At 60.8% G+C, this 26,199-nt stretch carries 18 protein-coding genes and 2 pseudogenes; 8 read left to right on the top strand and 12 right to left on the bottom strand.

Annotated elements, in window-relative coordinates; translation table 11 throughout:
- Positions 1-1,034: 1,034 nt before the first annotated feature.
- The 12 genes from DDD63_RS10045 to DDD63_RS09990 all read right to left on the bottom strand — a co-directional run bounded on the left by DDD63_RS10045 (position 1,035) and on the right by DDD63_RS09990 (position 12,658).
- Positions 1,035-1,952, bottom strand: coding sequence for a ribokinase (locus DDD63_RS10045; protein WP_108716249.1), 918 nt, complete (start codon positions 1,950-1,952; stop codon positions 1,035-1,037).
- A 140-nt stretch (positions 1,953-2,092) separates the two neighbouring features.
- Positions 2,093-2,518, bottom strand: coding sequence for an RbsD/FucU domain-containing protein (locus DDD63_RS10040; protein ID WP_108716248.1), 426 nt, complete (start codon positions 2,516-2,518; stop codon positions 2,093-2,095).
- Positions 2,519-2,600: 82 nt separating this feature from the next.
- Positions 2,601-3,308, bottom strand: a complete 708-nt coding sequence (locus DDD63_RS10035) for a sugar-binding domain-containing protein (RefSeq protein ID WP_108716247.1) — start codon at positions 3,306-3,308, stop codon at positions 2,601-2,603.
- A 344-nt stretch (positions 3,309-3,652) separates the two neighbouring features.
- Positions 3,653-4,096 carry a transketolase C-terminal domain-containing protein gene (locus DDD63_RS12550; RefSeq protein ID WP_205647242.1) on the bottom strand — a complete coding sequence of 148 codons (444 nt, stop codon included), beginning with the start codon at positions 4,094-4,096 and terminating at the stop codon, positions 3,653-3,655.
- Positions 4,093-4,593, bottom strand: a complete 501-nt coding sequence (locus DDD63_RS12545; RefSeq protein ID WP_205647241.1) for a hypothetical protein — start codon at positions 4,591-4,593, stop codon at positions 4,093-4,095. The genes DDD63_RS12550 and DDD63_RS12545 overlap by 4 nt, the downstream gene beginning before the upstream one ends.
- On the bottom strand, positions 4,590-5,471 hold the full coding sequence (locus DDD63_RS10020) for a transketolase (RefSeq protein ID WP_108716246.1): 882 nt from the start codon (positions 5,469-5,471) through the stop codon (positions 4,590-4,592). Before DDD63_RS10020 ends, DDD63_RS12545 begins: the two co-directional genes overlap by 4 nt.
- 2 nt (positions 5,472-5,473) lie before the next feature.
- Positions 5,474-6,463 carry a sugar phosphate isomerase/epimerase family protein gene (locus DDD63_RS10015; protein ID WP_108716245.1) on the bottom strand — a complete coding sequence of 330 codons (990 nt, stop codon included), beginning with the start codon at positions 6,461-6,463 and terminating at the stop codon, positions 5,474-5,476.
- A gap of 132 nt (positions 6,464-6,595) precedes the next feature.
- A complete protein-coding gene (locus DDD63_RS10010; RefSeq protein WP_108716244.1) occupies positions 6,596-7,597 on the bottom strand; it encodes a D-ribose ABC transporter substrate-binding protein in 1,002 nt (333 codons plus the stop codon).
- A gap of 95 nt (positions 7,598-7,692) precedes the next feature.
- Positions 7,693-8,895 (bottom strand): ABC transporter permease, encoded by a 1,203-nt coding sequence (locus DDD63_RS10005; protein WP_108716243.1) that lies wholly within the window; start codon positions 8,893-8,895, stop codon positions 7,693-7,695.
- Positions 8,892-10,526 (bottom strand): sugar ABC transporter ATP-binding protein, encoded by a 1,635-nt coding sequence (locus tag DDD63_RS10000; RefSeq protein WP_108716242.1) that lies wholly within the window; start codon positions 10,524-10,526, stop codon positions 8,892-8,894. Before DDD63_RS10000 ends, DDD63_RS10005 begins: the two co-directional genes overlap by 4 nt.
- The gene (locus DDD63_RS09995) at positions 10,523-11,188 is read right to left on the bottom strand and encodes a DUF2291 family protein (RefSeq protein ID WP_125482505.1); all 666 of its coding nucleotides are present in this window, start codon (positions 11,186-11,188) and stop codon (positions 10,523-10,525) included. Before DDD63_RS09995 ends, DDD63_RS10000 begins: the two co-directional genes overlap by 4 nt.
- A 21-nt stretch (positions 11,189-11,209) precedes the next feature.
- Complete coding sequence (locus DDD63_RS09990; protein WP_108716240.1) at positions 11,210-12,658, bottom strand: FGGY family carbohydrate kinase; 1,449 nt, start codon at positions 12,656-12,658, stop codon at positions 11,210-11,212.
- 364 nt (positions 12,659-13,022) lie between these two features.
- Between DDD63_RS09990 and DDD63_RS09985 the strand changes: the two genes are divergently transcribed.
- The 8 genes and pseudogenes from DDD63_RS09985 (at position 13,023) to pdxA (ending at position 26,145) form a co-directional block, all read left to right on the top strand.
- Positions 13,023-14,717, top strand: a complete 1,695-nt coding sequence (locus DDD63_RS09985; protein ID WP_240611258.1) for a putative PEP-binding protein — start codon at positions 13,023-13,025, stop codon at positions 14,715-14,717.
- Between the two features lie 150 nt (positions 14,718-14,867).
- A pseudogene (locus DDD63_RS09980) lies at positions 14,868-16,624 on the top strand (formate--tetrahydrofolate ligase).
- Positions 16,625-16,846: 222 nt separating this feature from the next.
- On the top strand, positions 16,847-17,608 hold the full coding sequence (locus DDD63_RS09975; RefSeq protein ID WP_108716239.1) for a hypothetical protein: 762 nt from the start codon (positions 16,847-16,849) through the stop codon (positions 17,606-17,608).
- 58 nt (positions 17,609-17,666) lie between these two features.
- The gene (locus tag DDD63_RS09970; RefSeq protein WP_108716238.1) at positions 17,667-18,071 is read left to right on the top strand and encodes a hypothetical protein; all 405 of its coding nucleotides are present in this window, start codon (positions 17,667-17,669) and stop codon (positions 18,069-18,071) included.
- A 398-nt stretch (positions 18,072-18,469) separates the two neighbouring features.
- Positions 18,470-21,186, top strand: a pseudogene (gene ppdK / locus DDD63_RS09965) (pyruvate, phosphate dikinase); the annotation flags it as partial.
- 645 nt (positions 21,187-21,831) lie between these two features.
- Entirely contained in the window at positions 21,832-23,286 is a 1,455-nt protein-coding gene (locus DDD63_RS09960) for an SLC13 family permease (RefSeq protein WP_205647240.1), read from the top strand.
- Between the two features lie 9 nt (positions 23,287-23,295).
- Positions 23,296-24,636 (top strand): four-carbon acid sugar kinase family protein, encoded by a 1,341-nt coding sequence (locus DDD63_RS09955; RefSeq protein WP_108716237.1) that lies wholly within the window; start codon positions 23,296-23,298, stop codon positions 24,634-24,636.
- 468 nt (positions 24,637-25,104) lie between these two features.
- Positions 25,105-26,145, top strand: coding sequence for a 4-hydroxythreonine-4-phosphate dehydrogenase PdxA (pdxA, locus tag DDD63_RS09950; RefSeq protein ID WP_108716236.1), 1,041 nt, complete (start codon positions 25,105-25,107; stop codon positions 26,143-26,145).
- Positions 26,146-26,199: the final 54 nt, after the last annotated feature.

Raw genomic sequence — 26,199 nt, 5'->3', positions numbered from 1 at the left:
AGTCCAGCACGACGGACTTGCTCCGCGAGGGCGATACGTGACTGTGTGCCAGTGACATGGCTGACTGCTCGATCCGATCCTCGCTGCAATGGCTTTTCCTGTGTGGTAGTTGTTTCATGCTCTACGGTGCGTGCTGGCTCCGACGGTGCTTCGGAAGAATCGGAGCAAGCCGACACGTGCGTTACTGTGTGTTTCATACCGACTAGTCTGTCGTCTGTCTGCGGCTGAGTCGTGGCAGCCGGGGCTCGGTGTGGATTACATGTTCATCTGGGGCATTGTGGAGAGCTTCAACTGACGATTGCAGCCTATTCGCGGTCGCGGTACCTGGAGTCACCGCATATTGGGTGTGCAAAGGACCCTCGCCGCGATCAGGGTACGGCTTTGGCCGCGCCCTCGAAACGGCTCAGACCGACGGGAATACAACGGGTGCTGCGCCAACGACGGCGCCAGCGTGACAATGGCAATGGTGCGAACGTGACAGACGGCAACGGCAAGGCGACAGTGTACCGACGTCGCTACCCGGTGAGTTGACAGCAGCCCGTAGTGCTTGGGACAGTGCTAAGCCTGGAGGTTGGTCCCTGTATAGGACACGGGGCAAATCCGGAACTCGGGCAATCGCGCGAACGTGACAGGTGAGGTAACAGAGTGGAGGAGATGGTACAGGACGCGCGGAATCGCACGACGCCGCAAGGAAGGTCTGGTCACTGCTTGTCGTCGTGGTCTTGTCGGCGCGGCTGTTAGATACGCTCCGGTAGGTAATGCTTGATGGAATCCCCGGGTTTTTCGCGTATGTCCGTGCGAAAGCCGAAGATAACCGAAGAACCCGGAGAGGATCCATAGTCAGCGACTAGAGTACGGACGCTGCACCGAGTCGTCTGAAGTACTCATCACAACCTTCGAAAGTCGCAATCCCGGGAGCGCTGGGCAGCGCAATGGAAACACTCCTGCGGTGCCCAGCCTCCTCCCCAGACCGCTTCAAAGAGAGCGGGACACTAAGTCGCTCTAGACGGTTGTGCCCAGCGCGGCGTGGCCCCCTATGCTTGGGCCTGGAAATCCGCGACTTCTGCGCGGGTCGGCATGCCGGACTGGGCGCCCTTCTTCGTCGTCGCTAAAGAACCGGCGGCAGAGGCTACCTCCACAGCCTCGGGAAGAGACTCGCCATCGGCCAGCACCGCAGCGAGAACTCCGACGAAGGTGTCCCCGGCACCTGTGGTATCCACAACATCCACACTGCGTGCACGTATATCCGCCACATCGTTTCCCGCGACCGCGACGCATCCTTCGCCGCCGAGGGTCACCACAACGGCGGTGTCGGTGCTTCGAGCCAGCTCTCCCACGCGCTCTGTAAGCTCGTCACGGCTGGAAAAATCTCCACCGATATTGGGCTGGATCTCCATTTCATTGGTTGTGAGGACGTCGATGACATCCAGAAGATCGCGCACATCGTCAGCTGGTGCAGCGTTCAGCACCGTGGTCATGCCCAGTTTGTGGCCGAGGCGCAACGCTGCGGCCACGGTGGCGCGTGGCACCTCAAGCTGGCAGACGAGCACGTCCCCCGCTCCGAAGCCGCCGTCGCGCAGTGCTTCGACATCTTCTGCTCCCACCTGTTCGTTTGCACCGGGAACGACGACGATGGAGTTGTCACCCGTTCCGTCAATGGTGATCAAAGCAGTGCCGGTAGGCGCATCTTCGCATACGCGTACCGCGGAACGATCAATTCCATTGATATCGAAGTTGGAGAGCATGACCTGGCCTGCCGACTCATTGCCGACGCAGCCGATGAATGCGACTGTTGCCCCAAAGCGGGCACTTGCGACCGCCTGATTGGAGCCCTTACCTCCGGGAAAGTATTCAACGGAGGTTCCATGTACCGTTTCCCCCACCAGCGGGGCACGCTTGCATGTGACTGTTACGTCCTGGTTGATTGAGCCGAGGACTACTACTTTTGCCATATCAGTTCCTTTGCTTTGTCAGCTTGGTCCCGCAAGACAAGCTTATGCATGCTTGTCCGATTCTTTGGCGGAATGCCGCAATGAAATGGATGAACAACACCGGAGCCGCCCGGCGGTACGTGAAGCGCAGCGAGCGAGGGTCATACCACGCCCTTGGTCAGAATGAAGCATCCGTAAGGGCGGTCCTCCGTCGTCGTCAAAACTGCGTAACACGACTTCGTGCGCTGGTAGAACTCGAAACGTTCGAGGCCTTCCACGCCGATGGGACGTTGCTCGACGGCCTCAATCTGCGCCAGCGCTTTCGCCTGCACATTCGGGCGCACATCCGGCGCTTGTACATCAAGCATGACGGCGACCGGCTGGTCGATGAAGGTGTCGATGGGGAACACCGTCAGTAACGCTTCGAGAGCCGACGGGATATCCAGCCCGTCAAGGCGAACCACTTCTCTGCCCAGCGACTCGGCGGGAAAGTTCCGGTCGACGACGGCGAGCCGATCACCGTGGCCCATACGCGCGAGGACGTAAAGCAGATCGGGGTGTAAACGAGGATCGATATTCTTCAGCATGAACTTCTCCTTCGATGTTTGCACTGTTGCTGATTGATGCTGTTGTGATGCCGTTTAGCGCGGTGTATTGAAACACTTGGCTTTAGATTTCATCCGCGAGCTGGGTTGCCGTGTCGGAGTCGGTGATAAGTGTGGTCGCCCACCCGCCGCGTAGGCAGGCGCGGACCGCCTCGTATTTGTCGGGACCGCCCGCCACTGCAACGCGGCGGGGAACCCGTAGCAGCTGATCTCGCTCAATGGACATGACACGCTCATCGAAGACACCGCGAACAGGCTCTCCGTTCGCGTCGAAGTAGCGCACGCACACATCCCCTACCGCACCGGCGCTGCGCAAAGTATCGCGATCACCGGGCTGGTAGAAGTTCCAGGATCGTGCGAGCAGGGGAGAGGGGGCTAGCGCTCCGACGCCGAAAATGGCGATATCCAGTTGATTCCATAGTTTTGTCACACGGCGAATCATTGAATCGCTACCCAGCGTTTCGCGTGCATGTTTGGAATCAAGCACCGCGGGTGTAAGCATGAAGACCGGTTCGGCGCGCAGGCGGTGCGCCAGTATCTGCATGATCTCGGTTGCGGCCATCTGGACTTCGGTATTACCCACACCTCCCACCATTTGCACAATGGAACGGCAGCCCACGCTTGCGCTGGGTCGCAGCGCCCGCGCCGCAAGCAAGATCGATTCACTCCACGAAGAAATACCGACGATGTCATCCTTCGCCAGTGCCGATTCCAAAAAGCGAGCGGTTGCTGCCCCATCCGATCCAACACAATGTTGTAGTCGGCATGCGATTCGACCACCACAACCTGATCCAGTGAAAAATGTTGTTCGAGTTTCTCCTCCACTTCTGGGAAGACCTCGGCGGGAACCGTCACTACCGTCTTGACCAGGCCCAGCTCAACGGCCTGTTTCAACATGCGCGAAACGCGCGCTTGCGAGACGTTGAGTTTGGTTGCGATTTCCTGCTGTTTCAGGCCACGTTCGTGATAAAGGCGTGCCGTGCGGGTTATCAAGCGAAGTTGATCAGTTGAGACGACTGCGGCGAGAGAAGGCGCCTGCGCATTCTGGTTACTGGTGCCCATGTGTCTCCCTCCTCGCCGCAGACGGTCTCAGCAAGTGTAAATCCTGCCCTTACTTTACTTCGTCAACTCCAGTAAGGCCCGCGCCGCACAGCTGATTCCTGCAGCGCTCACCCCGTAATGGTCGAGAATCCATGTTTCGGATCCGGTGGGCGGGAACTCGTCGGGTACACCCAAACGGCGTACCGGGATGGGGCTGATCTCCGTGACCAGCTCACATACCGCACCGCCGAGGGCGCCCACCGTCGTGCCCTCTTCGACGGTGACAATCGCACCGGTCTCCTGTGCCGCTGTTGCTATCGCCTCCGTATCCAGCGGTTTTACGCAGGGCATGTGCAGTACGCGCGCCGAAATGCCGTCGGCTGTCAAGTTCTCGGCAGCCGCGAGAGCTCGCGGCGTCACGATACCGGTGGAAATGATGGTGACATCCCCGCCATCGTGCAGGCGCAGTGCCTTTCCCGCCTCGAAGGGGGCATCGGGCGTGAAGTCGGCGACCTTCAATCGAGGGATACGGATATAGACCGGCCCTCGTATGCGGCAGCCCAACGCACTGCGGCAGCGGTTTCCCGGCAGTCTCCGGGATTCAGAACTGTCATACCGGGGATGGCACGCATCCAGGCGAGATCCTCCGCCGAATGGTGGGTGGCACCCAGGTTCCCATAGGCGTAGCCGGGGCTCTGTGCACACAACTTGATATTGTTCTGTGCGTAGCCGACATCGATCTTCACCTGTTCCATTGAACGGGCGGAGAGGAACGACCCGGCACCGGACACGAAGGGGATGCGTCCACCGTTGGCCAGTCCCGCGCCCACACCAACAAGGTTCTGTTCCGCTATGCCAACGTTGATCAGGCGATCCGGGTAGGCGTCCTGGAACGGACCGAGTTTCGAGGAGCCGACGGAATCATTGACGACGACTGTAATGCGCGGGTCTGCTTGTGCCAGCTCTAGGAGGGCGGCAACGAAACCGTCACGTGGGTCGCGCGCTGCGTCAGTCATGAGATCACCTCCAACTCTTCCATAGCCTGTGTGTACTGCTTGTCGTCGGGCACTTTGTGGTGCCAGGCGACGTTGTCAGACATGAAGCTGATCGGATGTCCCTTGTTGGTATGCGCGATGACGGCCCGCGGTTTGGCGCCGTCGCGCGTTGGCGCATCAAATACCTCCAGCAACTCGGCTATCTCATTGCCGTTAACCTCGATGACTTCGAAATTGAAGGCAGCAAGTTTGTCAGCCAATGGCTCCAAGGTGTTAGTGTCTGCCACTCTGGCACCCTGCTGCAGGCGATTCCGATCAATAATCACGGTCAAGTTGCCGAGCTTTTGGTGCCCAGCAAACATCAGAGCCTCCCAGTTGGACCCTTCTTGCAGCTCACCGTCGCCGGTGAGTACGAAGGTGCGTCGCGGCGAACCGTCGAGGCGTGCCGCCATGGCGTGCCCGGCGGCGATGGGAAGACCATGCCCGAGCGGACCCGTATTGGCCTCAACGGCTGCCACCCCGGTACGCGAAGGGTGGCCATCGAGGTCGGATTCCGGCTGTAGGAAGGTCGGGAGTTCTTCAGGGTCGATGAATCCGCGCGCGGCTAACACCACATATAACATCCCGGCGATATGCCCCTTAGAGAGAATGAAGCGATCACGTTCGGGATCGCTCACCCGTTCAGGTGCAACATGCAGGGAATGCAAATACAACGTGGTCAGAATATCGGCGGCTCCCAACGAGCCCCCGATGTGCCCCGCCCCGGCCTCATGTACCAGGCGAAGATCGCGCTTGCGTATCTCGTTGGCGGCCTGCTTGAGGGCGCCAACGAGTTCTGCCGGGGAATCCCGGTCAATCCGCCCGATCCAGGGTTGCCGATCAGTGGGAGGATACAGCATCCTCACTCACCCGCCATGGACGAGAAGAGCGCCTTTTGCACCATGCGCTGCACGGCGATGGCGTCCTGTGCGGCCTGCGCCTGCGCGATGGCGTCCATGTCGATGACTTCAAGGGTGCGACAAATGGCCTTGAGGAAGTCGATGCCGAGGTTGGCGGCCTCCACCACGTCTTCGCGGAAGGGGAACTCGTCCAACTGCCACACGCCTTCCCAGTTGTTCTTCTTCAAGGTGTAGAAGAACTCCAGGATTTCGATGGGATGAACCGTTCCGACAACCAGGTCGTCATCCCAGCCACGGAAGTTATCGTTCACGTCCATGGCGAATAGCTTGCCGTGGTCGATCAGCAGCTGTGCCTCATCTGACGGCGTCTCTCCGCCGAAGAGGGAGTGCCCGAAATCGAGGAGAACGCCAACATTGTCCACGCCCATTTCCTGAATACCGAGGATGGTGCGTGAGGCGTTGTTCCAGATCATGTGGTTACGTGGTTCGCGCGGTTTGTATTCGATGACGAAGTTGAGGTCGGGATTGTTGATGGCCAGCTCCCGCATGGCGTCGACCGACTTCTTCCACACATCGTGGTAGTCGACCTGGAAAGGATAATCCCATCCGTCTTGGCCTGGCCACGTCTTCACGTAGCGCGCACCGAGTTCACGCACCATGTCGGCTCCCGCCTGCATGATGTCGATGGCACGACGCCGGGCGGCGTCGTCGGGGTTCGTAAATGCGCCCCGGACGTGATCGCGCAGGTAGATCTCCGGGGTGATGCCCACACATTTGAGATTGTTGGCCTTTAGCGCGTCCTTGACCTCATCGACGGTAACGCCTGGGCTGAAGGGGTAATTGATATCGACCCAGCTGAGGTCCTTGACCTTTCCCGCCAACTCGATCTGCTCAAGTGTGCCGCGCGGGTCGCCGTAACGGTCAACGGCGTACCGGTCTACATAGGTGGCGAAATGCCAGAGGCCGGCGCCGAATTCTGGATATTGTGTCATGATGTTATCTTTCTGTGTGCATGTGTACGGGTTGATGCGACAAAAGAGGCCTTCGACCCGAACACTGTTTTCCTGTTGAGGTGTACGGGCCGGGTTGGGCGTGCGGTGCCTATGCCCGGCCCGTACAGCGTGTTATTCGGATAGCTCGAAAAGGGTGTATTTGTCCGCGTTTGTAGCGTCAATGAGCACGCAGTCAATGGACTGCTTCTCGTCCTCCCCGGTAGAACCGGTGCGGATGTATAGATCGGCCTGCTCCACCGACATTTCGGCGATGGCGACGGCAGGTTGCATACCGGTGGCCAGCATCTTGCCATCCTTAATGGCTTCGACGGCGTCCGGGGAACCATCGAAACCGGCCACCGTCACCTGGTCACTTTTCCCAGCTGCCTCGACGGCGGCAACGGCGCCTACCGCCATGGTGTCGTTTCCGGCGATAATGCCATCCAGGTCCGGGTGCTGCTGGAGTAGCGTCTCCGTTTTGGTGAATGCCTCCTGCTGATCCCAGTTGGCGGTTTCTTGCCCAACCATCTCCAGATCCTCGTACTGATCGAGTACCGAGTGGAAGGCGGTGGAGCGAACCTGTGCATTGGTATCGGTCTCGCGCCCTAGTAGTTCCACGTACTTGCCTTGTCCCTCTAACTCGGTGGCAAAGGCTTCCCCGACGAGGGCGGCACCCTGGGAGTTATTGGCGACAATTTGCGAGGTGGCAATACCCGTCTCATTGATCTCGCGGTCGATGAGGAACACGGGAATGCCGGCATCCACCGCCTTCTGCACTGCGCCAGTGGTGACATCGGCACCGGCATTATCGAGAATAATGGCGACGGCGCCCTGCGAAATAGCGGTGTCAATCAGCTCGGACTGCTTGTTGGGATCGTCGTCATGCGAATTTGCGGAAGTATCGTAGCCGAGCTCCTGCGCCTTCGCCACGGCGGCGTCGGACTCCGCTTTGAAGAAGGGATTATCGTGCGAGGGCGTAATGATAGCGATCAGGCCGCCCGCCTCGTGAGTTTCGACGGCGGAACTTTCACCGCCGGAGCCGCCGTCGGACGAATTATCGGACGAGCAGCCCGCCAAACCGAGCGTGAAAGCCGCGAGGGCGGCGGCCGCCCGGATCAGTCGATTGCGTTTCATGTTGATCTCCTTGTGGTTGTGGGCGCTGCAGCGCGCCCGGTTGAAGGCGGGAGCCGGTATGCGAACGGGTCGTAGGTACCGACTCCGCGCGGTACTTACTTGTGGGTTGTGACTGAATCGGATGGTTCTGGAGACTGCGTGCCGACTGAGTCGGATGAGCCCTTGGGTTCGGGGTCCGGATCTTGCGCTGGTTCTCCTCGTTCTGCGCGTACACTCGCCGCTGCCGCCGCTGCGGCACGGGCGTTCTTCAGCCGTTCCTGCGCCTGGTCCAGCATGACGGCGAGGACGATAATCAGGCCCTTAATGAAGGTCTGCCAGAAGGTGGAAATACCGACGAGCGTAAGTCCATCGGAGAGGAAGCCGATCACGAAGGCTCCAATCAGAGCGCCTTTGACATTGCCGCGTCCGCCGGCGAGCGATGCCCCACCAATAACGACGGCGGCGATGGCGTTCATTTCGAAGGTGGTTCCCAACTGCGGGCCTCCCGAAGTTAACTCGGAGGCAATGATGAGGCCTGCCAGGGCCGCCAGGGTGCCCGAGATGACATAAACCCGAACGGTCACCCTGCGTACCGGTACTCCGGAGAGTCCCGCAGCACGAGCATTTCCGCCGGTTGCGTACAGCCACGTCCCGAACGGTGACTTGTTGAGTATGAACCAGACGATGATGGCGATCAGAATCATGATCCAGATCTGGGTGGGCAATCCGAGCAATTTCCCAGATCCCAGGAAGGAGAAGCCCGTGTTACCCAGCGCGGCATCTCCCTGCAGATGCGGGTAGGTCGCTCCGTTGGAAATGAGCTGTGCCGTACCGCGGGCCATGTACATCGTGCCGAGAGTCGCGATGAAGGGCGCAATGTTGAATCGCGTGATGAGCTGGCCGTTGATCCACCCGACAAAGGCGCCTACTAGCATGCAGATAATGACGACGGCGACCACAGAGGGGTAGGCCGTCTTGCTAATGAACGGCAGGCCGACGCCGCCGAGCAGTTCGCCCGCAACTACCGTGGACAGGGCCAAGGTGGCGCCGACCGACAGGTCGATACCGCCGGTAATAATCACGAGCAACATGCCCAGGGAGAGCAGTGCGTTATAGGCGACGTGCCGGGTCATGGTCAGCAGGTTTCCAGAGGAAAGGAAGTTGCTGGATAGGGCAGCAAAAACGATGACCAAGACGATAAGCACGATAAAGGCACGTTGATCCATGAGGAATTCCCCGATAGAACGGTCCGCGAAGAAGGAGAAGCGGCTCGAGCCGGATGCCTTCTTCTGTTCGCGGTCTTTTGCTGCGGTTTTCATTTCTGTGCTCCGTCCTGCGTATTCGATGTGGTCTGGGATTCGATGGAATCGAGAGTTTGATGGGAGTCGTCCGCAGCGGCCAGCACACGTTCGCGTGTGACGTCTTCCGGTGCGAATTCCGCAGTGATGCGGCCGCGCGAGACGACAAGAACCCGTGAGCACGAGGTCAGAACTTCACTGACATCAGAGGTGGTGAAGATGACCGCAATGCCCTGGTCCGCGAGGTCGGCCATGAAGCGGAAAATATCTGCTTTAGCACCAATATCAATGCCGCGGGTGGGCTCGTCTAAGAGAACGAGGCGAGGGTCCGTCATCAGGGCCTTCCCAATAACGACCTTTTGTTGGTTGCCGCCGGAGAGCGAACCGATCAGCGCCTTGGGAGAGGATGCCTTCACGCGCGTATTTGTGGTGATCTCAGCGGTACGTGCTTTCTCACGTCGGCGGGAAACGAAGGGGCCCGTGAGGAACCCGAGAATCGATGCGAGCGATAGGTTGAAACCTACGGTCTGCCCCTGTACCAGCCCATCGCGCTGCCGGTCTTCCGGTACCAGATAGATGCCGCGCGCAATGCGCTGCGCGATGGACATTTTCGTGATCTCTTGGCCCGCGAAGCCGATTGCCCCGCCCTGCGCCCTATTGCGCCCGATGATTGTTTCGAGCAGCTCGGTGCGGCCGGAACCCATGAGGCCATAAATGCCAATGACTTCTCCCTTACGTACATCGAGCGAGAAATCGCGTACTGCGGTACGTCCCGGATTCTGCGGGTCGGCAACAATGAGATTATTGATCGTCAGGATTGTCTCGCCGGGGGTTGCGGTAACGGGAACATGCAACTCGTCCTGGGCGCGGCCCACCATATTGGAGATCATCCATGCCATATCAACGTCTTTCATGCGAGCATGGTTGACGACCGTTCCATCGCGCAAGACCACTGCTTCGTCGCCGATTTCCAGACATTCGTCCAGGTGATGTGAGATGTAGACGATGGAGACGCCGTGGGCGGTCAAATCGCGGATCACCTTGAAGAGAACCTTCACCTCGCCTACGGACAGTGCGGACGTCGGCTCATCCATAATGAGAATCTCCGCGTTCTCCTCCAGTGCGCGCGCGATCTCTACCAGTTGTTGCTGGCCTAGGCGTAAGTCACCCACCAACGTGTCTGGCCGAATATCTTCCTCCAGCCGGGACAGTGCCAGGACTGCGCGTCTGTTTTGCTCTCGCTTATTGACGACGCCACCGCGAGTGACCTCTCGCGCCAAGAAGATGTTCTGGGCGATTGTCATATTGAGGCAGAGATTCATCTCTTGGTGGATGATCGCAACACCCTGCGAAACTGCGTCAGCCGGTGAAGAGAACGCGATTTCTTGGCCTTTGAGTTGTAAAGATCCGGCCGTGGGCCTTTCCACGCCCGACATGATCTTCATGAGCGTGGACTTGCCCGCACCGTTCTCGCCCAGTAGCACGGTGACTTCACCCTTGTAGATATCGAAGTCCACGTTGCGTAGGGCATGGGTGCCCCCGTATACCTTTGAGACATTGCGGGCGCTCATAATGACTTCACCGGTGGCGATATCCGTACCTTCGGCAGGCGTGGCAAGCGCCGTCGTTGCGCCGGTACTGACCCGTGTCATCGCTGCACCTCAATACTGGTCGGAGTAATGAGGATGTGACCGGAGTCGTCGTAGGTGAAGGCGCCGGTCACCGTGACTTCTTGCCCGATCATCTCCGTCAGGTCCACGTTGGCCAACAGGTCGTCTTTCATCTGGTTGTTGATTTCGGTGGCGACGCTGGCGAAATCCGTCTGGTTGGTGAACATGGAGAAAGTGATCGTTCCGGTCGCGTCGCGCAGCGCGGTGCCGGTGATGGCCGGGCCGGTTTGAATGCCCACGCTAGGCTCGGTGAGGCCCGCAACTTCGAGGGTGACCTCGCCAAAGCTGCCCTCGGCGATTGTCCCGGTTGCGCTGACTGGGAACGACCAGGCTGACTGTCCGTTACGGCCGCCGTATTCTTCGCCTGCCGCATCGGCATCCGCCTCAATGGCGTCGAGCAGTTCTGTCAGCTCAACCGCGTTGTCCTCAATGGCTGGTTTAATGACGGTGCTGTACTCCTCTTGGGCGTAAGCGGCGGGGTCGTCAATAATGTCCGCATTCCCTCCTCGGCCCACGAGTTCGGGTTCCTCACCCGGTGTATACACCCGTGTGTTAACGACGACGGCGACAATAATGACAACCCACATTAGAGCCCAGCCGAAGGCTGCACGCCTCCAGAAGGGTTTTGATGTTGAGTCACTCACGGTGATTTCCTTCCTGCCGCGTTATGCGGCTGTGCGAGAGCGGTTAATGGCGTCTCGCCATTGTCGGCGGGATTGTTGCCGCTGGCTGTGTGCGATGTGCGGCTCGAAGCGGGTGTAGGCAACGCTTCCCGAATCGAATTCCGCCAGTTCTCCTAGCCCTGTGGCGCACATGCGAGCTGCGCCGTACGCAGAGATGTCACTCTGGTCCGCGGTTTCAATGGCGACATCCAAGATGTCGGCGGTTGCCTGCACGAACAACGGGCTCCTGGTGAGGCCGCCGTCGGCTCGGAGTAGGGCGAGGTCAGTTCCTTCCGCGCGTACGACGTCGACGATGTCTGCCAGTTGGTGCCCGACGGACTCGATGACGGCGCGGGCGACTTGCGCGTTGGTGCTGTCACGGCGCAGCCCAACGAGTAGGCCGACTGCGTCGCGATCCCACCAGGGGGCAGCAAGCCCGGAGAAGGCCGGCACATAGGTGAGCGGTGTGGTGGCGGTGTCCGCGGCGGCAGCGACGAGATCCTTGCCGGAGGGGAACCGCAGCAGGTCGGCTGCCGTGTCGATTCCTGCGCCGGCCGCGAGCACATTACCTTCGCGCGCGTAGGTGACTTTCGTGTCAAGTGTGAAACCGATGGTTGTGTCTACCGGGGAGGTGGCAACTTGTGCGCTCGCGGTCGGGATCATGATTGACGAGCCGGTTCCGAAGGTGACCTTTCCGATTCCCTCGCTGCAGTGCTGGCCGTAGAGTGCTGCGTGCGAGTCGCCCAACACGCCTACAACGGGGACTCCTGCCAAGCGCTCCAGCGTTCCGCCGTATGTGCCGAAGATGCTGTTTGATGCGCGGACCTGTGGCAAGGCCTCCATAGGAATTCGCATGACCTCGCAAAGTTGCGGGTCCCACGTGGCGGCATGAATGTTGTACAGCAAGGTTCGGGAGGCGTTCGTGGGATCGGTGGCGCATGTCGCTCCGCCGGTGAGGTGAGTTATGAGAAGTGCGTCGATCGTACCGACCCGAGTGGTCGCCGTGATGCTGCCCTGCGCCAGGTCCAGGGCGGCGGCCATTTTTGTTGCGGAATACATGGGGTCAAGATGCAGCCCGGTGGCGGCGCGGAAGGTATCGGACCATCCTGCGTCAATCAGATGTTGGCATGCGTGCGTGGTACGGGAGTCTTGCCAGCCGATAACCGGAGTAAGCGGGGTGGCAGTCGCGCAGTCGAAGACGACGACGGATTCACGCTGGTTGCTGATGGAGATGCCACGTACCTGTAGGTCGGGAAGATCAGCGAGGAGCTGTGCCAGTGCGTCATCAACCGCGGAAAGGATTTCCGCCGCGTCCTGCTCGAAATGGCCTGCGGCGGGATTGCGTAGTGTCAGCGTCCGTGATGCCTCAGCGAGCACGGCGCCATCCTGCGAGTAGGCGAGGACCTTGCAGTTCGTTGTCCCCTCATCGATAGCGATGTAGCCAAGCTTCATTGCCAGCCTCCGAATAGTAATTCACGACTGAATGTTTATTCATTATGCGGTGGAGGTGTGAGGTATGTCAAGCCTGGTGGTGGAGGAGTTTTGAAAACGGGGCCGGGCGCCCGCGTGTGGTATGGCATGAAGGAGGGGTGTGTGCAAATGCTTGCGGTCCGGCGTGATCCGGTGTGCGGGGATGCGCCCGCGCTGACGATACAGGCGGTGGTGATGGCCGGAGGCTTGTGCGGATGCGGAACCTATGGCATAGACGCCAGTGACCGCAGAATGCTTCGGATAGACTGGCCGTGTGGCACCCGCCTTTCGGTGCACCGTCGATCCGAAGGGCAGGCCGCACGAACCGGCAGAGGTGGGGATCATAATGAGCGAAGCAATGACCCATCGGGGTAGCGAGAATATGAGTGACGTCTACGGTACGCCCGTCGTGTCTGGCATGGCGTATGCGCCTGCCGTGTGGGTCGTCAGACCTTCCATCCCCGACGGCGAAGAGCTACGTGTGCCAGAACAAGAACGTGCCCGGGAACTCGAACGATACGAAGAGTCCAGTGCAGCGGTTTCGCGTCGCCTCCAGGAACGTTCCGAACGTTGCACCGGCACATCGGCAGAGGTCTTGCAGATGTCCTCGGTGCTTGCCGTGGATCCGGGTGTACGCAAAGAGGTTGCCGCGCTTATCGCCGACGGTCTACCGGCGGTGCAGGCCATTATTCGGGCAACGGCGCATTTCGTGGAACTGTTCGAAAACGGTGATGCCACAATGGCGGAGCGGGTGACGGACCTGCGGGATGTGTGTGCACGGGTGGTTGCCGAGCTGCAGGGTGCCCCAGAACCCGGGGTTCCAAATCCACCGGAGCCAAGTATCCTATTGGCCGATGACCTGGCACCGGCCGATACGGCCGGCCTCGATGCGAACAGGGTTATCGCGCTGGCGACCGAACTCGGTGGGCCGACATCGCATACCGCGATCATTGCGCGGCAGCTCGGCATTCCCTGCGTTGTGGCGGCACGTGGTCTTTCCCGATTCTGCAACGGTGACATGGTGCTGATCGACGGTTCCACGGGAATGCTGACACGCACGGCGAACCCGGCCGATGCTCACCGCTTAGTCGAACATGATGCACAGTGGCGGGCGACCGTGCGTTCCTGGAAGGGGCCGGCGCAGACAACAGATGGCCACCGGGTGGAACTCCTTGTCAATGTGCAGGATGTACGAGGTGCGCAACGCGCCGCGGCAGGGGAGGCGGAGGGTATCGGTCTACTGCGTACCGAGCTTGGATTCCTTGCGGCACGGGAGGAGCCGAGTGTTGCGGAGCAGGCAGCTCATTATCGTCCGATCTTCCAAGCCTTTTCCGGTCGCAAGGTTGTGATCCGCACTCTTGATGCTGGATCTGATAAGCCGCTCGCCTTCGCGAATATGGGCCCTGAGGCGAACCCGGCCTTGGGGGTACGCGGCCTGCGAATCGGTTTGCGTTACCCGCAGCTGCTTGACCACCAGCTTGATGCCATCGCCGCCGTTGCCAGGGAACACCAGGGTGAAACGTGGGTGATGGCGCCGCTGGTATCCACACTGGCGGAGGCGGAGGACTTTGCGGTTCGTGTTCGCGCTCGCGGCCTCAAGGCGGGCATTATGGTCGAGGTTCCGTCCGTCGCCGTGCTTGCAGAGCAGTTCTTGCGGCGCGTGGATTTCGTTTCCATCGGCACAAATGACCTCGCACAATATGTGATGGCGGCGGATCGCCTGTCCGCACCGTTGGCTGAATACACCGATCCCTGGCAGCCCGCCGTGCTCGCGCTTGTTGCTCGCATCGCCGAGGCGGGCCAGAGAATAGGTACGCCGGTGGGCGTGTGCGGTGAGGCGGCCGCAGATCCCTTCTTGTGCTGCGTGCTTGTAGGAATGGGAGTCACGTCGCTATCCATGGCTCCCACCGCGTTGCCCGCAGTGGGAGCCCAGTTATGCGCGGTGAGCTTCGCGCAGTGTCGATTGGCGGCTGAGTCGGTGCAAGGGGCACATGACCCGGCACATGCGCGTGTCGCGGCACGGCAGGCATTGGGGATTTGAAATGCCGAGCGGTGCGGTACCGCGGCATTGAAAGGTTGCGACTGAGTTCATGCCACGTGGTGAAGTGTGGCGCTCTGGCGCAGGCCACCGGGCTGACGTAGCCCGAGGCGCTGGCGCGCTCCATCCCATCCGTCGCCAAGTGGCGGTTTGATGCACGCCTCTTCGCCTAGCATAAGTAATGTGACACGAGCACTGAACGGATATGCCAATGGAGATGCGCGGCAGGAGCACGCTGCCGCCGGAGTCCTGACTCCCCTGCCTATCTCAGATCTTGCTGCCGGTTACGGGATTCCGGACAGGGCGTTACTCCGCTACGGGCATGATAAGGCGAAAATAGCCCTTGACTACCTGGAAGGTTTGCCAGAGTACCGGGAGCGTCCGTCTGCCCCACTCGTACTGGTAACGGCCATCTCGCCCACTCCTGCGGGGAGGGGAAGACGACAACGTCGATTGGGCTGGCCGATGGCCTGCGCCGCTTGGGGAGGCGTCCGGTTCTTGCGCTCCGGGAGCCGTCCATGGGGCCGGTTTTCGGCATTAAGGGTGGCGCTACCGGTGGCGGCAAGGCGCAACTCACGCCGGCGCAGGATATCAACTTGCATTTCACCGGCGACTTCGCGGCGATTGCAGAGGCGAATAACCTGCTCGCGGCCATGGTGGATAACGCCTTGCATTTCACCACGGTTGACCTCGATCCGCGTAGCGTTTCCATTCGCCGCACGGTTGATGTCAATGACCGGGCGTTGCGCGAGATCGTCGTCGGGCTGGGAGGCAGAACCGGAGGTGTGCCGCGCGAATCCGGGTTTGATATCACGGCGGCCAGTCAGATTATGGCGACGTTCTGCATGGCGTCGTCGCTAGCGGATCTGCGCGATCGGCTGGCGCGTATCGTTGTCGGACGCAGTTCACAGGGTGAACCGGTGACGGTCGATGATCTGGAAGCAACCGGGGCGCTTACCGCCGTGCTGCGCGATGCCCTGGCTCCGAATCTTGTGCAAACCCTCGAAGGTACGCCTGCCGTTGTACATGGCGGTCCCTTCGCGAATATCGCCCACGGCTGTAATTCTGTGATTGCTACCCGTGCCGCACTGGCGCTGGGCGATATTGCCATTACCGAGGCGGGATTTGGTGCGGATCTGGGTGCGGAGAAGTTCTTCGATCTCGTCTCGCGGCAGACCGGATTGACTCCGGCCCTGACTGTGGTAGTGGCAACTGTGCGCGCGTTGAAGTACCACGGCGGCGTGGAATTGGCGGCCCTGGAAGGCGAGAATGTGGAGGCGGTGCGGGCGGGTGTCGCCAACTTGCGGCAGCATGTGCGCAATCTGCAGGAAGTCTATGGGCAGCACGTGGTGGTGGCGCTTAACCAGTTTGCCGCCGATACCCCTGCTGAGATCGAGGAAGTACGTGCCGCAATGGCAAGGCTGGGAATTGAAGTGGCCTTGTCGTGTCACTATGCCGAGGGAAGTGCGGGTGCGCAGCCCTTGGCCCGCGCGGTGATAGCCGCGCTGGAGGAAGCGGGCGCAGCAAGATCGGAAAAGCCACGCCTATGCTACAAGGATGAGCTTCCGTTGGCGGAAAAGGCGCTCGCGGTAGTTCAGCGCGTGTATCACGGTGCCACGGTGACCTTCACGGCGGCGGCCAGGCGCGAGCTTCTCCGGCTGGAGGGCGAGGGGAGGGGGCATTTGCCGGTGTGTATCGCGAAGACGCAGTACTCCTTCTCCACCGATCCGGCAGCTCTCGGCGCTCCCGAGGGGTTTGACGTGCCGATCCGGGAAGTTCGTCTATCGGCCGGCGCCGGATTCGTCGTGCTGATCTCCGGCTCGGTTATGACCATGCCGGGTCTGCCGCGTCGGCCATCTGCTTGCGATATTACGGTTGACGACGGCGGACGCATTCACGGCATGCACTAGGCGGCAGGCCGCATATATTGGTAACGTGCGGCATGTATCGGCGTAACGCTGCATACATTGGTAACGTGCGGCATGTATCGGCGTAACGCTGCATACATTGGTAACGTGCGGCATGCATCGGCGTAACGCTGCATACATTGGTAACGTGCGGCATGCATCAAGGGTTGGAAGTTGATGTTGGCATATCAAGTTGAAAGGCTTGATGTGTGTTATGGTGGCTGTATGTTCGTGCTAACCATTGATCAGGTGGCATCGCGTCGCACGGCAGATCGTATTCCAGAACTTCTCGCAATGCTGCAGGATGTGCCCACGCTCCTTCCTTTCGAACGCACGGTGGGAGACGAAGCACAGGGGGTGCCGATATCCGCAATTGCCGCGGCGGAAGCGATTCGACGGGTCCTACGCAGTGGAGGGTGGCATATCGGAATTGGATGCGCGCCCGATGCGCAGGAGAATCTCCCCACTTCGGTGCGTGAGGGCAGTGGGATGGCCTTCGTGTGCGCCCGTGAGGCAGTGGAGGCGTCAAAACGGCTGCCGGTATCGCTGGCTGTTCGCGTGCCGACGGTTTCCAATGGTGAAGGCACGACTGCCGACGAGGTACATGCCGCGTCGGCCGCGAAAAGAGGAGTTCGCACCGCGGCACGCGGTCGATCAGCCGCCGCCGGGAGCGCTGTCGAAGTAAACCCCTTGCGCGGCGAGGCGCTCGACCGCCCGGCTCGGGCCGCAGAACTACAGGCATTGCTGCACGTGATTGGCATTGTTGTGCAGTCCCGGACCGTGGCCCAACGCGAGGCGGTGCAACTGCTGGAGTCGGGCGAGACCGGCCAGGCGATAGCTCGCGCCCTCTCCATCACGCCGCAGGCCGTCTCTCAGCGTCGCCTCGGAGCGCACTGGGCGGAGGAACAGGCGGTATGGCCGTTGGCCGTACGGCTATTGCACGAGTTAGATAGTGGTGGGTCCAGCAAACGGGCGGGGGAAGTATGACGTGCTTAATCGTCGCGCACACCCCGTGTACGTTGCAGGGCTGGACGGAAGGGGAAGTATGGCGTGGTTAATCATCGTCGTAACGTTACTGGCAGCGGTCTTTATCGGGTGGGTGGTAGTTGAAGTTGTGCTGCACCTGGCTCGGGTAAGCGATAACGGAAATGGCCAAGTACCCCGCTCCGGCGGGCATGCCGCCACTGTCCTTCCGCAAGAGGAACGGCCGGTGGAGGTGCTGCGCGGAGGTACCTGGATAGGGGTGCTGGAGCGCATTGCTATTGCCGGGTGTATCCTTGCCGGTCAGCCCGGACTCGTTGCCGCCGTCGTCGCCATTAAAGGACTGGGACGCTGGGCGGACTTACAGTCGAATCCAGCGTTGACCGAACGCTTCATTATCGGGACTCTGGCGTCGTATATTGTCGCGGCCTCATGTGGGTTTGCCGGAGTGTGGCTGCTCGGTGCCTGATCTGCCATCTGGGGAGTGTCGATTGGTGCGAGCGGTGGAATCGCTGCGGTTTGTGTTAGACGTGAGTCGCTCGTGTTGAAACTTTGGACGTGAGTCGCTCGTGTCGGAGCTGAGAAGGGGCGGTGTTCACCGGCTTACTGAGCGTCGCTGGGCTGTCAATTGACCCGGTTTCGCTACCGAGTTCCTCCTTCAGGTTGCCGGGTGCCCTGCCTGGTTCTCTCTCCGCTTCTCCATTGTGTATCGCCTTTTCCGTAGGAATTGATATAGTGTGGCGCGGCAGGGGTGATCAATGGGCCCGAAGACCTATATACTGCTGTCTATTCAATCCGGCACTCGCGGGTGCTAGCCTTTGAATGGCCTGCAAATTCTGAATACAAGCGCTCCAACGGAGGAACTCAATGGCGACAAAATACGTCTACTCATTCACTGAGGGTAACAAGGACATGAAGGACCTCCTCGGTGGAAAGGGTGCCAATCTGGCCGAGATGACGAATCTCGGCCTGCCCGTCCCACCGGGTTTTACGATTACGACCGAAGCATGTCGGGCTTACCTCAGCGCCGGCCATACCCCTGAGACTCTCGATGTCGAAGTCACCTCACATCTGCGCGAGGTCGAGCAGACGATGCAGAAGCGTCTGGGTGATCCGTCCGATCCGCTTCTGGTCTCCGTGCGTTCGGGCGCCAAGTTCTCGATGCCGGGCATGATGGAAACGGTACTGAACATCGGTTTGAACGACGAGTCCGTTCAGGGGCTAGCCGCACAGTCGGGCGACGAGCGTTTTGCCTGGGATTCGTACCGGCGCCTTATCCAGATGTTCGGCAAGACCGTGCAGGATATCGACGGCGACCTGTTCGCCAATGCACTGCAGGCCCTGCAGGATCGCAAGGAATACAAGGGCGACCTTGATATGACCACCGACGACCTCAAGGAACTCGTCGTCGAGTACAAGCAGATTGTCAAGGATGCCACCGGCGAAGACTTCCCGCAGGATCCTCGCCGCCAGATGGACCTAGCCATTGAGGCGGTCTTCCGTTCCTGGAACACCGACCGTGCCCGCATCTACCGGCGTCGCGAGCGTATTCCCAATGACCTCGGAACGGCGGTCAATATCTGCACCATGGTCTTTGGAAACATGGGCGAAACCTCGGGCACCGGAGTGTGCTTCACCCGTGACCCCTCCACCGGCCATTCGGGCGTGTACGGTGACTACCTGATCAACGCACAGGGGGAGGACGTCGTCGCCGGTATCCGCAATACGCTGTCCTTGGCGGATCTGGAGCGTGTGGACAAGAAGTCCTACGACGAGCTGCGCGGCATTATGCAGAAGCTGGAGACGCACTACCGCGACCTCTGCGATATCGAGTTCACCATCCAGCAGGGCAAGTTGTGGATGCTGCAAACCCGTGTTGGCAAGCGGACGCCAGCAGCCGCCTTCCGTGTGGCCGTGCAACTGGTGGACGAGCGGCTCATTACAACCGATGAGTCAGTTACCCGCGTCACGGGCGACCAGCTGACCTCGCTGCTGTTCCCGCAGTTCGACAAGTCCGCTTCGGCGAAGGTACTGACCAGGGGCATGCCCGCCTCGCCGGGGGCTTCCGTGGGCGAAATTGTGCTGAACAATGAGCAGGCGGAGTCTCGGGTGGCCGAGGGTGCTTCCGTTATCCTGGTGCGCCGCGAGACCAACCCGGACGACCTGGCGGGCATGGTTGCGGCTGCTGGCGTACTGACCGCCCGTGGGGGAAAGACGTCGCATGCCGCCGTGGTTGCCCGTGGCATGGGCCGCTGCTGCGTGGTCGGAGCGGAGGACCTCGTCGTCGATGAGGTGGCCGGGACGGTCTACGTCAAGTCGCAGGACAAGACGCTGCACGCCGGTGATGTTATCGCCATCGACGGCACAACCGGTGAGGTCTTTGAAGGTGAGGTCCCGGTGGTTGATTCCCCGGTGATGACCTACATCTCGCACGGTCTTGAGGCCGGATTGGCTGCCTCTCCCGATGAGGACACCCAGGAACTGGTCTACGCCGTCGACCGTATCCTCACCCACGCCGATGCGAAGCGGCGCCTGGAGGTACGGGCAAACGCTGACAACCCGGAAGACGCCGAGCGATCTCGTTCCTTCGGCGCGCAGGGAGTTGGCCTGTGCCGTACCGAGCATATGTTCCTCGGCGACCGCCGCAAGCTGATTGAGGCGGTTATCCTCGCCGAGACCGAGGAGGAGCAGCAGGCTGCATTCGATGCGCTGATGCCGCTGCAGAAGTCCGACTTCGTTGGAATCTTCAGCGCCATGGACGGCCTGCCGGTCACCGTGCGCCTGATCGATCCGCCGTTGCATGAGTTCCTGCCGGATCTGACGGAGCTCTCGGTGGAACTGGCGGTCAAGGAGGCCAAGGGCGAGGAAGTCACCGAGCATGAGAAGCGCCTGCTGGCAGCCGTGAAGGCGAACCACGAGCAGAATCCGATGCTCGGCCTGCGCGGTGTCCGCCTTGGTCTGAAGATCCCGGCTTGATCAAGCTGCAGATCCGCGCGATCGCGGAGGCTTGCGTCGAATGCAAGAAGCAAGGTAAAGATCCGCGCCCGGAGATTATGGTTCCGCTCATCGGTTCGATCCGCGAGTTGCAGATCGTGCGTGATGAAGCCGAGAAGATCATTGCGGATGTTGAGGCGGAGTCGGGCGTGGAGCTCGCTCTCCCGATTGGCAATATGATCGAGTTACCGCGGGCTGCGGTCGCCGCTGAGCGCATCGCCGCCGAGTCGGACTTCTTCTCCTTCGGTACCAACGATCTGACCCAGACCACGTGGGGATTCTCGCGCGACGACGTCGAGGCGGCCTTCTTCAACGACTACTTCGATTACGGTATCTTCGGCACCTCGCCCTTCGAGACGATCGATTGGAGCGGTGTCGGTCAGCTGGTCGAAATGGGAGTCGAGCGGGGACGTTCGACAAAGCCGGGGCTGCATTGCGGCGTATGTGGTGAGCACGGTGGCGATCCGGTGTCGATCCACTTCTTTGACGCCATTGGAATCGACTACGTCTCCTGCTCGCCGTTCCGTGTGCCAGTGGCGCGGTTGGAAGCCGGGCGGGCAGCGATCTCGAATGAGTCGGAGCACATCTCGTTTGCGCCTGCGACCGCTCCGGTTGATCTGGCGGGCCAGGTGACCGAGCTTGCGGCGCAGATGGCAGACCTCGCCAACGAGATCCGCAAGCAGGACAAGTAGGCCGCGGCAGGACGAGCAGTGTGGCTGGCAAGCAGCCTGCCGAGCAAGAGTAGGCTGCCGCGAGCGAAGCTCGGAAACCTGTGCGCCCGCGATACGCGGTGTAGTGCTAACGGGCGTGTGTGAAGCACGCAAGGGCAGCACGGTCTCGACGCGGACGTGCCTGGCTGTAGTGGAGTATCTGTACTGCAACGCAGGGTGCTAAAGTGCAGGGCGCTGATCGGGGATTCCCGGTCGGCGCCCTTTCGCGTGCTGTGGTATGTGCGTGGCTGTGTTGGTGGTATGTGCGTGGTGGTGGCAGGGCCGGGCATGGGCGTGGGTAACCTGTGCACGGTTGGCTCGGGCGGCGCCAGGGGCGGCGTGGACAGCGGACGACGCGGGCAGTGGCGGGTGAGCAGCAGGACAGCGGACGACGCGGGCAGCAGCGGACGACGTCCCCTCCAACGCCTGATATGCGCATGATGTGTCAATAACGCTACTCCATATGCGCCATGTGTGCATATACTGGATGTGTTAGCGACGTCGCTACACGTTTAGGAGGTTCACATGGATGTGCAACTCATCCTCGCGCTATTGGCGGGAATAGCGGTGATCATCGCCGTCGTCCTGCTTACGCGCCTTGACGCTTTTGTTGCCCTTATCTTGGCGTCCTTGACCACGGGTCTGATTGCCGGGCAAGACCCCGTTGGTCTGGTCGGTTCGATTACAAATGGATTCGGATCGACGATGGGAACGATCGGAATCGTCATCGGTCTTGGTGTCATGATCGGCAAGTTCCTTGAAGTATCAGGGGCTGCAGACGCCTTGGCCCACGCCTTCTTGCGCGCCTTCGGTTCCGGGAGAGAGGCCTGGGCGATGGGCGCCGTTGGCAATCTTGTTTCCATCCCGGTGTTCTGCGACTCCGGGTACGTCATCATGAATCCGCTGGCACGCTCGATTGCTCGTGTCAAACGCGGCGGATACGTTACCCTTGCCCTGGCGCTGGGATGTGGAATGACCCTGACCCACCATCTCGTCCCGCCAACACCCGGGCCTCTGGCGGCCACCGGCATTCTAGGTGCGGATCTCGGCCTTGTCATCGTGACGGGTGCTATCTTTACGCTCCTTCTGCTTCCCGTAGTGGTTCTGTACGCGAAGTGGATCGGTCCCAAGCTCGAGGACAAGATTCTTCCTGAGGTTCGCGAGGCCGTGTACGGTGTTCTCGGGCATGAGCCCAAGCGCCGCGACGGAAGAATCGTCACCTACGACCCCGACGAGTACTTCGGTGGGGCACCGCAGGGGAGCAAGCCCCATAGCGTGGGGGCATTCCGCGGATCGCTACCGTTGATTGTTCCGCTGATCCTAATCCTTGCGAACACCGTAGCCAGCGCCATCGATAAGGCGCAGCAAGGCAACCCGGCGCTCGGGCAGCCCGGCCAGCCGGATTACGTTGCATCTGCTTGGGCTAAACCATTCATTTTCCTGGGTAACCCGGTCGTCGCGCTGCTGATCGGACTGGTCATCGCGGTGTACTTCATCATGCCGCGCTGGGCACCGAAGAAGAAGTTCGCTTCCTGGTTCTCCGAGTCGGCCTCCTCTGCCGGTCTGATCCTGTTGATCACGGGCGCGGGCGGGTCCTTCGGTCAAGTATTGCGTGATTCCGGTGTGGGCGACGAAGTAGCGTCCGCCATTGCGGGAACTGCTCTACCGGCATTCTTGGTGCCGTTCCTCATCGCTACTCTGGTACGCATTGCGCAGGGATCCGGGACAGTAGCGATTATTACTGCCGCCTCGGTAACGGCACCGATCATGGGTCAGACCGGTCTAGCTCCGCTGGTTGCGGTGATTGCCTGTACGGCCGGATCCATGGTCTTCTCCTACTTCAACGATTCGTATTTCTGGGTCGTCACCCGCTTCACGGGTCTGGAAGGAACGGATGCGCTACGCGGATGGTCGGGTATCACGACGGCGGCCTGGGCCGGTTCCATACCGTTGCTACTGATTCTCTCCCTGATTGTTTGAGGCGCTGTCATGGCTGATGCCCTTATTGTTGCCGACGACCTGACAGGAGGAAATGCCTGTGCGGCGGGGTTTGCCCGTGCCGGTATGCGCGCTGTGACGGCTAATGTGGACCGGTCCGGCGCAGCCATCGCCGACTACCACCCGCAGTTCGACGTCGTCGTGGCCGCTACTGATTCGCGGCACGCGGCGCCGCGCGATGCTGCGCAAACCATGCGTCGTGCGGTTGCGGCCGGATGGCCGGTCAGGCTCGCCTGTGCCCGCATCGACACCACATTGCGCGGGAATGTTGGGGTAGCCGCTCAGTCGCTTCTGGATACGGTGACCGAATTCTCTGGAAAGCGGGCGGTGGGCTTGTGCATTCCCGCCCATCCCGATGCCGGCCGTGTGACGGTTGATGGACACCAACTGCTGGGCGGTCGCCGCCTCGAGGCAACCGAGCTGGCGTACGATGTGCGTTCCCCCATGCGAACATCCTCGGTGACCGAGATTCTACGGGAACATACCTCGCTCACGGCCGTCAGCATTCCCATCGATGCGGTAACCGCACCGGGCACCGTTCTCGAAGAGCGGCTCACTGAGCTATTCCAGGATCCGGGGCTCGATGTGGTGGTCGGCGATGCCATTGTGCTGGAGCATATTGACCTGCTTGCTGCCGCTGCGGTGCGTGCCGCGCGCCGGGCCGACGTGGTGCTCTGCGGCATTGATCCAGGCCCGGGATCACTGGCTATGGCGCGTGCCATGGGGCTAATCGCCGGTGCTGCTGGGCGCCCAATTCTCGCGGTGTCCGGATCGTCGACCGATCTAACGATCTCCCAGCTGGCGCATCTGCAGGAGAACCGGCAGGTCACCGTGGTTCGTCCCTTCATTCCCGAAGGTGAACGCCTACCGCAACTCGATGCCTCGGTGACGGCGTTGGTGGCCGCCTTGACGAGTAGCCCGCATCGGATCGTGCTGTGGGCATCTGTATTGGAAAAGGCTGATATCCGACAGTTGACTCGGGAAGAGGCGGAGGAGCTGCCGAGAGTGATCAGCTCCATGGTGCGCCGAGTGATGGAGGAGTGCGAGGTCGACGGCCTGTACACCACGGGAGGTGATATCACCGCTAGCGTGCTGAATGCGCTTGATGCCCGCGGCATCGAAGTGGAAGGTGAGGTTATGCCGCTAGCCGTCTCCGGACAGATCGTCGGCGGCGGCTGGGCGGGTACGCCGATCTTGACGAAGGGCGGGCTCATCGGTGAACGCGATGGCGCGCTGCGGTGCATCGAACACTTGGAGAATCTGGTCGATCAGCGGCGTCGCTGGGTCCGTACCCGCCCGGCGGTGCACAAGGAACAAACGAGTGGGAGCTGAGTGTAACACTGTGCTCGCACAGCAACCATCGACAGATGCAGTCGGGAACGGGAAGCATGGTGCCGGTGTTTATGGGGCGGTCGCGATTCCACATTCCGAGCTACTGAGCGGTGGCGGGGTCTGCGGTCGGTGGCTTCCGCCCGAATGCCATATCTGGTGCGACGCCGTCCGTATGCGTGGCGTGGAAGCGTCTGCGCCTCGGGGCGATTCATCCGAGGCGGCTGACCCGGCACTCAGCGAAGGGCCGCGACGTCCAGGCCTTGCCGGTGGGCTGCGATGGCAGAGCTTTCCAGAGGCGCGATGCCCGAGCTCTCCGGGGCCGCGTCGCTCAACTCGGGCGAATGGTCCCGATGCCCCGCCGCGCCGGAGAAGTTGGGCGGCCGATCCGGGCGGAATCCGCCTAATTATCCGATCAACACAAGACAGTTATCAGACAATAAGTAATGAGTTGGAATGAAGGAGCGAACAATGACACGTCCCGTACTCGCAATGACCATTGGCGATCCGGTGGGCATCGGCCCGGAGATCGCCGTCAAAACCCTGCTCGAATTCGCGAGTGACAGCCGTACGCACGGTATCGCCGTTGGCGACGCCGCCGCCGTGCGCCGAGCGATCAGTGCCCTCGGCGTCGATGCTGAGGTGCGCGTGCTCAGTCACTGGGATGCCGACCCCGCAGGGGAAGGCGTCGTCGATGTTTTCGACACCGGTGTGCTGGGCGATGATCTGCCCGAATGGGGAAAGGTGGATGCGCGGGCAGGGCGCGCCGCCGTCGTCGCCATTGAAACCGCTACCACCGCGGCGCTGGAGGGCAAGGTCGCCGGCATTGTGACCGGTCCGATCAACAAGGAGGCCATCTGGGCTTCCGGTTCCGAGTTCCTCGGGCACACGGAAATGCTCGGGCATCTTACGGGTGTGTCGCAGCAGGACACCATGTTCGTGTGTCGCAATCGCGAGAACCCGGCGCACTCCTTGCGTATCTTCTTTGCCACTCGGCATCTATCGCTGCGCAAGGCGCTTGACGCCATCACCATTGATGGCCAGGTAGGATCGATTACTCGGGCCTATACCGCACTACAGGTGTTCGGGGTGCCGGAGCCACGCTTGGCGGTGGCCGCAATCAACCCGCACGGTGGTGAAGGCGGGCATTTCGGTGACGAGGAGATCAAGATTCTTACGCCGGCCATTGAGCGGGTGAGAACCGAGTACGGGATTGAGGTTGCCGGACCGATTCCCGCTGATTCCGTCTTCCACCAGGGCTTGCAGGGAAGATATGATGGGGTACTCTCGCAGTACCACGATCAGGGGCATATCGCCTCGAAGACGTATGATTTCGACGGCACCGTGTCGGTGACGGTGGGACTGCCCATTCTCCGGACCTCGGTGGACCACGGTACGGCCTTCGATATCGCCGGAACAGGCAAGGCAGATAATGCGACCATGCGATCCGCGTATCTCACAGGCGTTGAGTACGCACCTTTCGCCGATCATATCCGTGCACAGTACGCGTGATAGATAATTGGCGGTGGCCGTCGCATGTGAAGCGGCGGCCACTGCCATGCGGTA

The organism is Actinobaculum sp. 313 (assembly GCF_003073475.1).
Lineage (GTDB): Bacteria > Actinomycetota > Actinomycetes > Actinomycetales > Actinomycetaceae > Asp313.
Note: the sequence above shows the minus strand (reverse complement) of the source record. Positions and strands in the feature narration are given on the sequence as shown.